We start from the raw sequence: 15,939 nt of genomic DNA, 5'->3' as shown, positions 1-15,939 counted from the left end.
GGGGTGTAAAGAAAATTCGAGGTAGAATGTTTTGAAAATGTATTCGACAGAAGTAAATATATTTGAATTAATCTAAATTTCTTACCCAAACATTTATTTGCATGATCTCCCCAAGACAAGCAATACCAGGGAGAGCATTTATGGTATAATTGATCTCTTTTTCTGAAATTGTCAAATCGCAAGATATAGTGGCCGTGCCAGAAACCCAAGATTCAGGTTTATTGGAGAGTAACTTGATTTCTGGACTTATTGCAACCATGATTTTTAAAATCAAGTTTGTATTCTATAAAATTGAATTTGGTGGATTACCGCTAAGATCTCGAAAAGGGCGGATAATAATGTATAATCTTTACTCTTAGATTTCGCTCTATTCCTTATGTTTCGGACAAAGGGAATCCCAAAAATCTTCATATATCATTATGTCTTCATGTTCAGCACGCCAATGGCTGTCAATACCGTCCCATCCATTTCCTTTGAATGTATGATCACAAATTGGACAAATCCGTGGCCTTTCATCTGGTATGTTTTTTTCACAACAAAGACAGATTGGTTTTTTTCTATATAAAATCTCGCCGTTGCTTAACTCGTAACTCCACATCTTCTCGGTATCAACATATAATCCAACAACCTTAACAGTAACTTTTTCCCCATTGAGTTCAAATTCTTTCCCTGTTATCCAATATTTTTTTAGCTGATAAAATTCCACTTCTGACTTCATTTTTTGCACCTAATCATAATACTTTTTGTGTTGAAAGAACCATAGGTTACAAAGGCCTGATTCCCATTTACTGATCCCATCGCAAAGGGCACATATTGACCTTCCCGATTAAAAATTTCATAGCCTTTTGAACCACACAGTTCCCCGGCTTTTTCAAAACAAACATTTATCCCAACTGCCGCCCCGTCACAGCTAATACTATATCCTTCACTTCCATCAGGCAGATACGTCTTTTTGCTGATTGCACACCCAGAAATGGCCATAGCAAATATTAAAATGGCCACTAACCTTAATTGCTGAAATTTTTTAATCTTCATGAAATCTCCTTAATTGAATTAAGTGATTGAAAAGAAGCAAGATTATTGGAGAGTAACCTTATTTTTGATTTCATTGCAAGCCCATCCGAAAAAATCAGGTTTATACATAACAAACTTGAATATCAAATTCGCCATAAAAAAAGAGGGGGACCAAGTAGTCCCCCTCTTTTTAAAAGCTGATTGCCCCAGACCGCCTGGAGCAAATTCAATTTATCATTTTCTCGGTCATGTGCCAAGGCCGGCAAGCACTTGATCAAGCCGGGCTAAAGCCAGTTCACGGTCCTTGGTCTTCATGATCATGGTATTGACCACCATTTTACCCATAATATCCGCTGAAGCCTGAAATACAAGCGGGTACTTATCCACGATTTTACCGAGCTGCGTTGCCAGGGCGAAGTATGATACCGGATTTTCCACAAAGGAACGCAGGCTTTTCACGGCAGCAATACATTCCTCTTTTGTATAGGCTTTACCGCTTTCAATGACAAAGACATTGGCAACCATGATCCCGTCAACAAACAAGCTTAAATTATCGATCCCGAGTTCCTTTGCCCAATCACAGAAATAGGATTCCCCGGGCTCAATGGAATCACAGGCATTGGGGTAGATATCCGCTACTGAGAGGCCTCCTTTTCCAGAGCATCCCATCATCAATGTCAAACCCATAGAAACCAGGGCCAAAATAACCAGGGTTTCAAGCCACTTCAATACACTCATTTCCTTCCTCCTTTTCAAAATAATTGATTATATGGTCTATAAAATGATCCCCCACGGAAAGCCCCTTATGGTCATCCGGGAGAATTATTTTTTCACAAATGGGGTGCCTGAAGTTCAGGGCCCCGAGTTTGGGTACCGGATCGTCCGGATCAATTACAATGATCGTGTTGTCTAGGGGAATCGGTTTTCGGAAGCCCCTGGCCGGACAAAAGGAAATGCAGGAATCGGCACCATATCGTTTTTTCCAGTACAAGGCGGTGGGTCCAGACTTGGAGTGCCCGGTCACCAGTAAGGGCATTGTCTTATCCCGGGAAAAACGCCTTGCTATCCTCTGGGCGGACAGATAAGAGCAGTATTTCACACCGTCCCATGACACCATGAGCGCATTCCAGAACCAGTCAATCCCCTCATTTGAGCCACCGATAGCCAGGACCTGGATGGGGTTTCCCCGGTAGATTTCAAGGGTTAAAGCACATTCTGTAGAACCCATGTCCTGGCATTCACCGTCATAGACTCTTTTGATTGCACGGCCGGCAATGCGCAGGAGTTCTTTATCCATTTTTCTTCTCCGGATTAATTATGGTCAGCATGCCCCCAGCTAAAAAAGCGGCAATGTGGCTTTCCCGACAAATAATAGCAGTGGTTATGCATGTAGCCAGGCAGACCAGTGCAAAGCGTTTGGTCCATGGGGTCAAATTCATTTTAAAAAGCCTCCCTAATCGTTACCCTGATATCATCGCCCACCATATCGGTGAGCATTTTAAGGGCCGCCTTGGACTTCATGACGGCCCGTTTCCCGTCGTACTCCCCGGAATATAGCCCGACAATCAGGCATCCCTTGGTATGGAGATGGTGGATCCCGTTGTGAATGGAAATGTATTCCCGTCCGTAAACATCATAGAGGGCGATGCAGGTCCGCCCGAATTTCTGGGATTCATACTTTCTGGCCTTATAAACGCCCGTGGGGATACAAGAAATATCCTGTTCATTGCCTTTTTTTGGGGGTTCCAGGACAACCCCGAAGGCCTGGCCGTTAACCGTCATGAAACTGATTGTTTCGGTGGCAGAGGACTCTTTCCTGTCAATTTCGATGTGATCCATGGGTTACCACTTTTTCCGGTTTCAAGAATTCCATTGTCGCGGCAATCTTGGTTATTGACTTGTTAATGCCCTTTATATCCGTTTGAATTTCACTGAATGTTTTTTTCCCTTCGTCAAGTTGCTTTTCAGTGCCAGTGACACGGACATTGAGATTTGAAACATCTCGTTTAGTTTGGGCGATACAGCATTTCTCCCGATGGGTTTCGCACTCTTTAGATGTGACGTATGGGGCTTCTTTTTTGATCCTTCCAGAAATTGCCCAATCCCAGACAATTTTAAGCCCAACACCGCAGAGTCCAGATATCACGATAGCTTCATAACTAACCGGTTGACCCATGCCCCGCTCCTCCTATTCACAAGCCCATTTATGCCGCATTAATTTGTCAACCATGACTTAGGTTCCTTGTAGATTTTGATGGATTTTATGTATTGAGGGAATCCGTTACCAAAGGCCATGGACAGGAATTCTTCGGGGTCAAACGATTCATCGAAATCCTCAACCCCAGAATCCCAGGTTGTGGTTCCATCGGTAACAACCACCTGCATTTTCTGAGCATTGCTATACCCAGGATGAGGGCCATAGATAATACGGAGAGTATATGGGACCGCTTTTTGCCATTGGAAATCAACCGCTGTGGCTGATCCAGTTTCATCTGAAATACGGATAGTTGATTTTGTTGCCCAATCGCTATCTCGCTGTAAGTAGACGAAATTTTGTTCTTCATTTCTGGAAGAAATAATTCCAATGGATTCAGTGGCTGAGGTTATCCCATCATCATAATCAAACATCGGCACCCACTCAATCACCATTTCTCCAGAAGTCTGTCCCGCAGAAACTTCAGAATCTTCTGTTTTTACATAAGGCATGATGCATGGGGTTTCGGTAACTTGGAAATCTGTAACTGTAATTTCGGCCCAGTTAGCTTCGTTATCATCCTCAATTCCAAATGAAATCGCCCCACCTCCTGGTCTGCCTAAAACAGTCACAGAATAACGAGTCGGCTCATTTGTGAGGACAAGATTGGTAATATTATATCCTGGATCACTGAGTGTGCCACTTTGATAATGCATTATGTAATAACCGGTTGTTTGGGCACCTACGGGGACTGATGCTGCAAACGAAAATGTGTATAAAGCCCCTTCTGTGGTTTCAATGTCCTGGGACATCCCACCAGTAACACCAGTCGCCGTGAACTTATTAGGCCCGGCAACATTTACCTCATAGCCATCCCATGCTGCATTACTGATATCTTCAGACCAGAGCATAAGATTCGTATAAGTCCCATCCAGCGCACCAAATAACTTGGGCATCCCCATGTTTCGAGATACCTCTCTCAATGAAACATTATCGAAAACGATGTTTGTCGGTCCATCTGTAATATACCTTTTAAGATGAACACCCCATTCTTCTGTAGCTTTATATCTAAATTTATATGTTCCAGGCGAATCTAATAGACCAAGAGTATTTAAGAACCCATCTAGCACAGCAAGTTGACCAGAAATTACTTCTACAATTTCAATATTCAGTTCATAACATTTACCTATTACTGACGGTGGCGCCCCGATACCGGTATAGGTTCCGTCTGATATTAAGCGACAAGCTCCATTTTCAATTGTGCATTTATTATTTGCATCATGAGTAGATAAATTATCCCATCCCGTAAACGGTGCAACGGTAGTATCTACAGATGTTGTGTCAGTAAATTGGCCATTAACAATTAGTTCTTGTCCTATTACTGGTCCTGTATAAACACTTCCGACCTCATCAGGAACCATCTGGAACTTAAGCCCCTGGTCGGCATCACTGTAGTTCTCAGGAACACTTACTGCGGATCCCTCTGTTCTGACGTATGGGAGGGCATAGGGTGTTTCTGTGACCTGAAAATCAGTGACTGTGATTTCAGCCCAGTCTGATGTGTTCCAGTCCTGGATTCCAAAATTTACAATACCGCCACCTTCTTTACCGAGAACAGTAACCGAGAACGGTTTGGGGAATGTCGTTATGGGCAGTGCTGTCCAAGAGGCAGATGCTGAACCATAATGGGCAATACGATAGTTGTCTGTCTGTGCCCCTGGAGGTATTGACGCAACAAATGAGAACGTATAGAGCATGCCCTCAATAGTTGTTATGTCCTGGGCAACAAGGGCTCCCTGTTCCAGCCCCACGAATCTGTTTGGCGCCTCTTTACTAGCCCCAAATGTCCACCATAAAGCATTACTGATATCTTCAGACCAAAAAATGAGATTCGTATAAGCCCCATAGGTCAAAAGCCCATCCGAATCAACAACGGCCTCCCCTACCCCGTGAACGGTACCATTATACCCGGGCCGACCGGCAAGGAGATCCTGGACGATCATTGGCTGGCCGGACACCTGGTCCATTAAGATTTTTTTCGGCTCAAAATAGAATGCGTATTTGTAAAGACCCGCATCGTCAAAACGAGATCTGATTATGCCGCCACCAATCTGAAGAGGACTATCATCAAGAACAATCCCCCCAGACCAGGCCGAGGAAATGACGAGAAGGGAAACAAAGAGAAGAAAGAAAAGCTTTTTCACGGATTATCTGCCTCCTCTCCTGGCCGGCTGGAGAATGAAATTAGGGGTGCCGGTTTTGGCCTTTATCCAGATGATTGTTTCTCCTTTCACGGTAGAATCAGGGAAGGTCATGGCCCCTCTTCCGTTCATTTCGACTGGATTTGTTCCGGCCTGGTCAGTGGCATAGTAGTATCCGGTTTCATCTTCCACCCAGACTGTGAAACCGTTTGGACACGGATATACCGCCACAATAGCGGTATATGTAGATGTGTTCAGCGGCGTGACAATGGGTTCCCGGATCGTGGCATATGCTAACTCTATAAGAACCGTTAAAAAAAATAATATTATGAACAAAGACCTCAATTTTTTCATTTCACTTCTCCTTTAATTTTTCTTCCCTAAAAAAAATAAAGGGCAATCACGATGATTACGGCACCGTAATTGCCCTTTATTTTTTGCTCTTCAGATGATCAGTCCAAAAAGCCGCATTTGGAACAATCCAAATAACGAGATTCAGTGTTATTTTTAGTTAAAATCCAATGTTATTCAATGACAGTTTAGCTCGCCCTTAATCGTTCCTTTTTAGACGGCTTTTTGGAAACCGCATTTCTGATTGATTGTCCGGTTATCAACGGGACATATCTGGAAATCTCTTTTTCCCTCACTTCATTGTTAAAATCCCGGATATCCGATTCAATCTTTATTCTCTCGTGTCGGCTTCTTTTCCCGGGAGGCTGGCTGTAAAACAGTCTCAGTCTTTTGTAAATTTCCGTCTTTCGATTTTTGAATCGGGTCTGAACCTGGTATTCATTCCACTGGATATCCCGTTTTTTTGCGACATGGGTTGGATTGAAAGAAAGCACGCGAAGGATCGTGTCAATAGTATCTCCTTTCAATGGTTCATCACCAAAAAACACTGGACTGCCGGACCGAGTTGTAACTCCAGACGCTGACTCTCGGATTCCTCTGGACACATTCCCCAGAGCTGCCGGCGCCAGCTTTTCAAACCCCTCCTGATAGTGTCCTTTGACAACATTTTTTCCACCTTCCCAGATATCGCTTACCACGGATCCCGGAGCCCCAAAAATATCAACGAAAGATCCGGGGGCACCAAACCTAAATGCAAGGGATCCTTTTAGACTGACACCATGACCTCCAATGCCCGTGATTCCGTATCTGGAAAGATTCCCCGCTCCTGGGCCAAGGTTCTTTTCCATAAATTGGGCCAAGCCCTCGTCTGGATCGTCCCAGTCAAGAAGTTTTGAGATCAGCTTCGCAAGCCCCATGGGTAAAGTTGCCCCTGCCCCGAAAACAACCGGAGAAAGCAGCATATAGAGGGCCGCTTTTGCCTGTTTTTTATCGACCCCAAGGCGGACTATTTCCTGAATGTAGTTATGTTGAAACGTCTGAAAAACATAGGCCATTTGCAAGGTACGGGCCCCGATGTTCTGTCCCCGCATGTGAAACGGGCGGTTGGATTTTTCATAAACGCCGTGGGCTTTATCGGAAATATCCTTTGCCTTCTCCATCATTGCATCGTGGTTCCAGACCTTTTTCCCATTGTTGGCTTTTTTCATGGCAAGATAAGTCCCGGCAATGGTGGCGGCCCTGTTCATTTTTTCAGTTACACCGAACATGAACATTGAGGTTTCCATTGCTAAATTCCAGCCCCTGCCCAGGCGGCCCTGAAGTGCGCTGAAGGCCTCCCGGTTGAACTTTGGTTCATCCCACCCCTTTTTGGCAATTTCGTCGAAAAGATCCTGGTATTTTGATTTGCCACGCCGCGAAAGACTGTATTCTTTGATCCCGATAGCCACATGCTTTAAGGCAGATGTAATGCTGATCCCGTCCTTTGTTTCACCGTTCATTACAGCCGGCACGCCTGTAATCATGTTTGTCACATTGATCAGGGCGGAACTGACCCTGAATCCCAGGTATTTAAAAACGGCAGCTGCTTTGACCATGCCGATCAGCCGGTCAGCGGCCTCTTCATTTCTCAAAATATCTTTTAGAGTTGCCGTGATGTCCCGGTAAATCTTCCCCTGCTTGTCTTCCTGCAGGCTCCTTTCACGGGTCATATGCTGGTACTGCTCGTAGAGGCCAGTCCTGGCCTCGTTCAATCTGGCCTGAATCTTTTGGGCCAGGGCTGGATCTCTGTATTTGGTGATGGAGTCTATCTTTTTCTGCAGGGTGGCGGCCTGTTTTTGGATGTCCTCGACTTCCTCCAGGGAGATAAATTTTCTATTGAACAAGCTGCCCCTGAGCTTTCTGAGGTCTTCCCGATAAATCTTTTTTTGTTCAAGCTCTTTCGGGCTGTATATTTCAAGGTCCGCCAATTCCTTTTCCAGGTCCTGGATAATGCCGCCGCCATGTTGTTCCTGAAAATCCTGCCATGAGATGTCGCGGCCCATAATGGCCGCCGTGGCCTGCTGTGCCACCTGGCCCTTCGCGTACCCGCCGGCCGCTGAGTTAGCGGCCTGAACCAAAGCCGATATAAGATCCTCTTCATACCCTCTGGAAACATCTTCTCCCACGGCATCTGTCCTGGCGATCATCCGGGCCCGGGAACCTCTGCCCTTGAGTACGGCGTCAAACTGCTTTGCAAACGCAGTGGCAAACTCAACATCCATATCCTTGAAAAGGTGGCCGGAGTAAAGAACGGATTTAAGTATCCTTTCTTCAAGGGCTTCCACATCCGCCGGATCCACGTTTTCAAAATGGATCTCCGGAGAATATTTTTCTCCCCGGGCTGTTTTCACGAAATGGTCCTTATATTTTCCACCCAGGGGGGTCAATACCTCTTCCACATCAACACCTATCCCCCGACCCTTGACTACAAAGGTTTCACCCCGCCACTCAGTTGAAAGATTTCTATCCTCAAGCACCCTTTCCTTGTCCTTATTGGACATTTCCCTCAGGGTTTTATTGATAGTTTGCTGCAGGGAAAGAAGCGGTTCCAGGGCCTGATAAACATCCTCACTGAGTTTCCCGACCTGCGTAAGCTCTGTTTTAAACCCTTTTCTGTCAAGGCCGGCCCTATATTTATCTGCCAACACACGGGAATCAAAATATTGATGCGCCTTCCGACCTTTTTTCTTGCCCGAAACCTTCCATTGTCCGGATTGTCTCAGCCTGGGGAAATAATACCCCTGTCGGTCCCCAAGTTCCTTTGACAGGGTTTCAAGGTCAATTTGAACCTCTTTCCCGTTCCTGACCGTTGTGATTTCGGGCAGGGGGAGGTTTGCAGCTTTATAAGATTCTATTGCTGCCTTCATATCCTGGGCATAATGCAGATACATTTTCCTGGTGATCATCCGGGTCGCCTTAAGGGCGTCCTGCCCCATTTCATTCAATCCGGACTCTTGGGCCTCGATTTCCCGGCTGTATTCCCAGGCCTCATCCTCTGATTCGAAGATACCCAGTCTTTTCTTCGCCCCACCCTCTTTTTTCCAGTGGTAAAGAACAAACACATCGCCCTCTTCCCTGACGATATGCCCCCTGCCCATGACATCCTGATTTACAATGTAATCATTCAGTTTTTGATACCCGGCTTTGTCTTTTTTCCTGTAATTTTCAATTCTGGCCTGCAGGGACTCATCACCGTCAAAGAGGAGTTCCCGCTGTTTTTCAAACTTCCAATCCGGCTGTTTCCGGAAGATGTCAAACGCCCGTTTTGCGGCACCTCCGATCTTATCAGCATTATACATTGTGGTTTTGAATATGGATGCCAGGGTCGAAATATCGTCTCTATGCCCCTCCCCTTTATCTTTCCGGTATTTTAGGGTCCCGGTCACAAGATCAACTGCCTGTTGAAAATATGTGTCTTGCGCCAGCCCATAGACCAAATCTTCAGAGGTCTGGTAGAGAACCTCATCGGAGTCAAGGGCCTCCATGCCTTCGATTCTGGGCCCATACATTTTTTTGGCTTCAACCAAACTCATGGGCCCGGTGGCCGGGTGCTCCGTTATGACATCCAGGACGGTTATCCCCTGAGACCTCAGGCCCTCCGCAAGCCGGCCGTATAATTTCCAGCGATTGGTATTGTCCAGGGTCTTGGCATGGATCACGGCGTAAGTTGCGTTATGCCTGGCGGCAGCTGCCAAAATGTCGATGGTCGACTCTCGAATCGTCTTCCCCTTTTCATAGGGAATAAAAGCTATCTCCTGGCCGCCACCGTCTGCCAACAGGATACCATCCCTTTCCCCATCAAAACGCATGAGCTGGGTAAATGGATCATCCTCATTTATGATAAAATCTGGTTGAGGGCTTCTTTTCGCTATTCTTCGCTCACTGACCGGCGCCGTGGAATCCATATCCTTGGCAGGAATTTTTTCCGGAATATCGACATCTCTCTTATCGAATTCAATATACTCTCCATCCGAAATAACCACGCCCTTTGTCGTGATCTTATTCAGCCGCAATGAAGCATCAACACTTTTGATCGTTGCCTTGTCAGCCGGAGAGGGAAAGACCGTCCCTCCTGGATGATTGTGTACAAGGTAAACCGTATGGACATCTTCGTTTTTCAAGAGGTGGCCGGTCATTTGATTGACATGGCCAGGGGCCTCATCGGCAAGGCCCTTGGAAAATTTATGAACTTCTATGATTTGGTTGGATTTGTCGAGGGCAACTCCCCAGGCTTCTTCTTGTGCGGCGTCTGATAGGGAGGAAAAGATGGCGGCAATTTCGCCAGCGCCTCCAATCTTTCCTTTGTTGGGGACTTGAATTTCCCCTGTTTGCCGTAATTCCACATCGGGGAATTTGGCATCAGATATTCTGGACGGCTTTCCATTTTCCTTGAATGATCCTTTACCGGCAGAGACTTCATATACCGGTGTAGTTACGGTGTCTCTATCAAAGATTTTTCCAGATTCAACGGACCTGGCTAACTTGCGGATCGATTTTCGACCAATATACAAAAGCCCATTCACAAAATCCATTATTTTTTGAATAAGCCTTCCCAGGGGAGTTTTCCGATATGCTTCTCTGTCTTCCAGAATCTGGGCGAACATATTGGCTTCGTTCTCTTCCCGGAGGTCGGAAGGTTTGAACCGGATCTGGTTCTTTTTTTTCAGAGCCTGAAATTTAGCCAACAGCCTGAGACGCTCCCCTTCTGTGATCATGCCCATATCTACCAGGAAATGATAGAGTTCGTGATCCCGGGTGAAGTTGCTGGCCAGGTCCTTGTTCAGGGTTATCGTTTTATTCTTGTATTTTCCCAGGATTATACCGTCTTTGGCCACCCTGCCGGCTTTCATGGCCAACCGGACATCCTTACCTCCTATTTCCTGGACCTGTGTGATTTGAACGCCGGTTCCATTTTTTAAACGAATAGAAATGGATCCGTCCGGGGAAAGAAAAACGTCCTGACCTTTGAATCTTGACTGGATGTCTTGAAAGCTTACACCCTGCCCGGGGGTTTGGTTTATTGAATATTGAATATTCTTGACAAGATCCTTTTCAGTCAGTATTTTATTACTGTTCAAAAGGCTGTTTTCCCCTTTGGGCAATTGTAGCCCCCTGGAGTGAAACCAGTCTTTTGTTTTTTGAGTATTTTGATATCTCAGCAGTCCCCTTTTGATCCAATTCGTGAAGTGAGAATCTTTTTCACGGCCATAGACACTTGAAATCCTGTTTATTAAATGCTTCCCTTTCTTGATATTCAAATGGATAGCAGCAACAAGGGTCTTTCCATCATGATTTAATTCTGTCATAGCCACCAGAGATCCAGGGACAGTAGCGGAGTCAAAAACCATTATAGGGTCTGATATTTTTTCTGGAATTTGTTTTATCAGGTCAATTGGAAGGCCATGTTTTTCAAATAAAACTTTTTTCAACGTGGATGGGTTTATCAGAATAGGATGATTCTCAGCGCCCAAGATCTGTAGGACCTTCGGAGTCCCTTTAATTTTTAAGGGTTTCTTCCAGCCATCTGGGCTTTTTAAAAAAGATTGGAGTTGCTCCCTGAAATCATCTCCATTTAGCGAAAAATCATCTGAGACAGAATAAAGAGCAACCCCCTTATCGGTTTCCTTGGTTTTGATCTCATCGAACAGATTATCGAAAGCCTTATTAATCTCCTGCCGTTCGACGCCTTCCGGATATGGCATGAAAAGCCCTTCCGGGTAGACAGGGACGATAACAGCGCCATGGGCATGGTAGGCAAGAAAATCGTTCTGTGCTTTTTTATCCGACAGTCTGTCTTCCAAGTATGCAGCAAAAGCCCGGGCCGCCAATTCATGCTCGGTTGACCAGTATGACTTTGATCTTGCCTGATCCGCTTCCTTGGCCTGCATGACAAATTTGGTGGGGATTGTCCTTATTTTTTCCTTGCCGCTTTCAGCTTCTTTAAGGAGTTTGATTCTTTGCCGGTATGCACCAATGGGACCAGCCAATTTACCGATTGTATTATCTCCGTTTTCAGAAAAACCGGTACGGCCACGAACGGCCTTATAGATATTGCTCATCTCATCCAGGATGGCGTTTGTGTGGCGTGTGGCCGGGAAGTGACTTCTCCGTTTCGAATCCACTACTTTTGTTTCAAGCTCCAGTTGCTCCCCATTTATGAGCATGTCTGAAAGCTCATCAAACCTTAATAATTGCTCTGGAGTGGCAGGAGCGTTTTTCCGTTTCCAATACCGTTTATCGAGTTGCTTTGATAGCCCGTCCCTGATATTATCAAGTCTGGATTTTAAAGCGTCTTTTGCTCTGGAAAGAAATCGTTCAACTTGCTGAGTATCATCAACATATTTCTCTCCTTTAACCAGCATTGTTTTAACGAACTTTTTATAGGCTTCCCTGAGCTCTTCCCTGGCCCCGCTTTTTGAAAACTGGAAACCATGAGTAGCAAAAGTCATTTGCTCTGTTTGTCTTTTATAAACAGAATCCCCACGGCTATTCGTAATTTTTTCAGTCTCGGCTTTTCCATCAAGCCGTCCAAGATAGTGATCAAATGCATGAAACCATTCATGGGCAAGATGCCCGGCCCCGGCCATTTTGGTTAGATTAATGACGGCATACGCCGGTTCATAATGAGCGGCGGCTCCGGACAAGCCCTTCCCCCGGGCCCCGAAAGCGAGAGCGAGTTCCCCATTTAATGAGACAGCCTTTGGTGGGATATTCAGGATTTCTGCCATATCAAGAAGGGCATCATAGGCATGATTCATGACCTCCTGGCGCTCCTCTGTTTTGGATACCCAGTTGCCGAACTCAACTCCACGAAAACCAAAAACATTGGAAAATGCGTCTGGTGCAATATCACCCTGTCTTCTCTCTTTGCCGTATCTGTAAACTTGCTCTGGCTTTGGTAAAACCTCCTCTCCGAAGGAAAGCTTGGAGGAAAGAATTTCATCCGCATTTTTGACCATGTATTCCTTGGCTGCATCCCGGCTTTCAAAGTCCTCTTTCACTACTCTGACACGTTTTCGATCATTGATTTTACGGAATATGGAATACCTGTTTTCCCCAACAGAATAGATTGAATGTTTCTCTGCCAAGGCCAGGAGTGGACGTGCTGCTTTTGCCTCTTCCTCTGAATCGAAAACCTTACCGCCTATCGGCTGAGGGAGACCCCAACGACTCTTTTTTTTTCGTTTATCCCAGATACCCCATTTCCCGTTTCTATCGCTGTCAACGTACTCTCCATTGCGCCGAACGGTTTCGTTTTCAATTTTTGATACTTGGTATCTGGCCTTCCAGCCGGTGTCTTTTTGCTCTTTCTTTTTACTGGAAGATCCGGTTTTAACAGCAATGTCTTTTCTGGCACCGCCTATTTTTTCTCCAAAGTCTTCTATTTTTGAAGGAGACTCAGATGTTGAACGTTCTGCAGGATCGTCTTTTTCGGTGATGCGTCCGGGAGCATCGCTCTTTTTCTCGGTAGACCCAGGGGCCCTATCATCTGTTTTACCGATTTCGGATCCAACGGATTTTGATGTCTTCTCCCGGGGGGAACCATCATCTTTGGCGATGAGGTCCTCATCATTATTTTCGGGGATACGGCCGGCCGTATCTGTATTTTTATCGGTGGTCGATCGGGTTGTTACCTCATCCGCCGCCACCACTTGCTTTTGAACCACTTTTTCAAGCATCGATTCATCGACAATCGAGTTCCGGTCATCCTGATCCTTGGTGACATCCCATCTCCCATCACTTCTCTTTGTAGTCAGTTTCCCGGTGAAAATTTTTCCGGTCTTGGTGGACCACTGAACAGGATCCCCGGGAGAAAGGTCTGTGATATTTTCCAGGTTTTCTGTAACATTTTCCCCTGATTCCGTGATTTTTTCCGGGGAAACCGTGCTTTTCCCCAAGGCAAATGGTTTCTTGGTCCGCTTCCGGTCTCCCAGCCAGGCCTTGAAATCATCGCGCCCGACCTCTGTAATTTCACCCAGGCCCTGCCACCCATCTTCATAATTGGAGAGGTAAGCAGCTTTAGCATCTTCCGGGGAGCCGAAACCCATCATGACTTTGTGTTCATCAAACTTGCCGGTCCCAGGGTCTACCTGATCAACGACAAAAATCTTTCCGTCTTCTCTGGAATCCGGATTGATGAAGACATCCACCTGGTCCCCGTCTTTGCCCAGGGACCGCTTGAAGTATCCGTAATGACTCTGCATGGTGGATTCCCAGGCCTTGCCGGATCCGTCCACGCCTTTTCTGGTGCTGCCGGCCGGATTTTCAATGGAGACATCAAAACCCATGAAATTGATGTGGGCTTTCTTATAGTTTCCTGCCTCCTTCTGAGCCTCTGAGGGATCTGTGTTTACCCGGGAAAGTTCCCTGTCTTTGGCGTCGGACTCCTCCTCCATGCCTTTCCTTGGAGAGGCCTTTGTTAAATGCTCCCTTATGATATTTTCTAATGGTAAGTTCTCTGCAAGGTCCAGTTCCAAGTTTCTCTTAAGGTCTTCAGGGGACATCCTTGTTTCTTTGGCCCTGGCCTCAAGCGCACCCTTGTCTGAAAGAAGCTCTTCCCGATACCTGTTTGTGGTTTCAATCACATCCAGACTCTTTTTAATATCGCCATGATTTTGGCCGAGATATATTTTTTCAAAAGTCTTCTGTGCTTTTCGCTGATATCCCGAGGTTTTCTGATTCTCCTGGGGTACCCTTTTGACTGGATTAAGAAAAGGGTCATCACTGTTATCGATGACCTCATTGATCCGGTCAACCTCATCTTGCATTTCGATGTGTTCCTGATTCACCATTCGGTTTAATTCATCATCAGGAATTGATGGCTGGACGGGAGTTTGTCCAGGGGGGGTAGACATTTGTCCAGGGGGCTGAACGGGAGTTTGTTCGATGGCCTGTTCCGGAGCCGATCTTTGTACAACTGGCTGAGCAAAGGCATTCATCCGGCCTATGGAATCATCCCGGATCTGCTCAAGGCCTGTTTTTGTCTCGTGGGACAGCGCATTGAAGGCGTTGGTACCGGCATCCGGATCGACAGGCCCGGGCTCGGCCCTCGGGGCGGTACCGGTCTGCCCGGACTCAGGTTCGTTCACAGGCCCGGGTGACCCCTCTTCGGAAGAGACACCGCGGCCCCGCCCCTGCCTGAAGGCATTTATTCCTCCTTTGACCGTGCCGCCTGCACCACCCATCATACCGCCGGCGCCGGCCGATTCCAGAATCCGCAGAAAATTATCCCGGGTCAAAAACTTTTCGTCGGTATTGGCCACCACATTGAGAACAGACATAGTTTCCTGGCCTGCTTCCTGTGCTGCCTCAGACGGCATGGATGCAAGGAGTTCCCGGGCAATGGTTTTCATTACTCCGCCATCTCCTTTTTTTGCGGCGTCCAGGAGCGAGTCTACAATTTTAATGTTTCCGCCGGGAATAAACTCCATGGCCGTGGCCAGGGACCCAAAAAAAACAGAGGACAAAGGTGCCTTGACGCCGTGCTCATTCCGAAGTTCCCCATAATTTAATCCGGTTTCAAGTGGGAACACAGTTGCCGCCATCCCGGCCTTTGCACCCCGGCTAGCCATCTTCTTGACCACTGCTTTTTTTGCCGCCGCTTCAACACCTTCCTGGAGAATCTTTTTCCCCAGGAGGGCCCCGCCTCCACCAGACAAAGCCGCACCGATGGTAATCTCAGCCATGACCGGCACCTGCTCAGCAAAAGTTCCCAAGGCCCATCCAAACTTGCTGTCAGAGAATTTATCTTTGGGAAAAAGGGAGGCCTCCTTTTCATGCTCCTGGTAGACCCCCATACCGTAATCCTGAACAGATTTTCCGAGGCTTTCGGCGCCGGCCCGTTCAAGGACATCCCCTCCAAGAGCGGCCATGCCTCCGTATGAAGAAGCCACGTTATGACCTCCACGTATAAGGCCCCGCTGGACATCCCCATAGTTTTTTTCGTTGAAACTCTGACTTGCGAGGGTCTCATAATCTTCAGGAGCCATCTCCAGAATCCCCTGATTGATTTGGGCATCCGTAAAATTTTGCTCTTTCAACAGGTCGTAATCCAAATTACTGGCATGGGTAAGATATCTGGCTACTTCTTCCTCAGACATCTCTTTCAGGGCAGATTTTAAATCAAATGGCATATTCATA

General features: G+C 46.5%; 9 protein-coding genes. All 9 read right to left on the bottom strand.

Annotation, left to right across the window (positions count from 1 at the left end; all coding sequences use genetic code 11):
- Positions 1-367: 367 nt before the first annotated feature.
- The 9 genes from F608_RS0122350 to F608_RS0122310 all read right to left on the bottom strand — a co-directional run bounded on the left by F608_RS0122350 (position 368) and on the right by F608_RS0122310 (position 15,938).
- Positions 368-718 (bottom strand): hypothetical protein, encoded by a 351-nt coding sequence (locus F608_RS0122350; protein ID WP_022667936.1) that lies wholly within the window; start codon positions 716-718, stop codon positions 368-370.
- A complete protein-coding gene (locus tag F608_RS33030) occupies positions 715-1,035 on the bottom strand; it encodes a hypothetical protein (RefSeq protein WP_022667935.1) in 321 nt (106 codons plus the stop codon). Before F608_RS33030 ends, F608_RS0122350 begins: the two co-directional genes overlap by 4 nt.
- A 225-nt stretch (positions 1,036-1,260) precedes the next feature.
- Positions 1,261-1,752: a hypothetical protein gene (locus tag F608_RS0122340; RefSeq protein WP_022667934.1), complete on the bottom strand. Its 492-nt coding sequence runs from the start codon at positions 1,750-1,752 to the stop codon at positions 1,261-1,263.
- A complete protein-coding gene (locus tag F608_RS0122335; protein ID WP_022667933.1) occupies positions 1,730-2,311 on the bottom strand; it encodes a hypothetical protein in 582 nt (193 codons plus the stop codon). The genes F608_RS0122340 and F608_RS0122335 overlap by 23 nt, the downstream gene beginning before the upstream one ends.
- A gap of 143 nt (positions 2,312-2,454) precedes the next feature.
- Positions 2,455-2,853: a DUF5675 family protein gene (locus F608_RS33025; protein ID WP_022667932.1), complete on the bottom strand. Its 399-nt coding sequence runs from the start codon at positions 2,851-2,853 to the stop codon at positions 2,455-2,457.
- Entirely contained in the window at positions 2,834-3,190 is a 357-nt protein-coding gene (locus F608_RS0122325) for a hypothetical protein (protein WP_022667931.1), read from the bottom strand. Before F608_RS0122325 ends, F608_RS33025 begins: the two co-directional genes overlap by 20 nt.
- Positions 3,191-3,228: 38 nt before the next feature.
- A complete protein-coding gene (locus F608_RS0122320) occupies positions 3,229-5,412 on the bottom strand; it encodes a hypothetical protein (RefSeq protein WP_022667930.1) in 2,184 nt (727 codons plus the stop codon).
- Between the two features lie 3 nt (positions 5,413-5,415).
- Positions 5,416-5,763 (bottom strand): hypothetical protein, encoded by a 348-nt coding sequence (locus tag F608_RS0122315; protein WP_022667929.1) that lies wholly within the window; start codon positions 5,761-5,763, stop codon positions 5,416-5,418.
- A 185-nt stretch (positions 5,764-5,948) separates the two neighbouring features.
- Entirely contained in the window at positions 5,949-15,938 is a 9,990-nt protein-coding gene (locus F608_RS0122310) for a PLxRFG domain-containing protein (protein WP_022667928.1), read from the bottom strand.
- Position 15,939: the final 1 nt, after the last annotated feature.

It is taken from the genome of Desulfospira joergensenii DSM 10085, from assembly GCF_000420085.1.
Classification (GTDB): Bacteria; Desulfobacterota; Desulfobacteria; order Desulfobacterales; family Desulfobacteraceae; genus Desulfospira; species Desulfospira joergensenii.
Note: the sequence above shows the minus strand (reverse complement) of the source record. Positions and strands in the feature narration are given on the sequence as shown.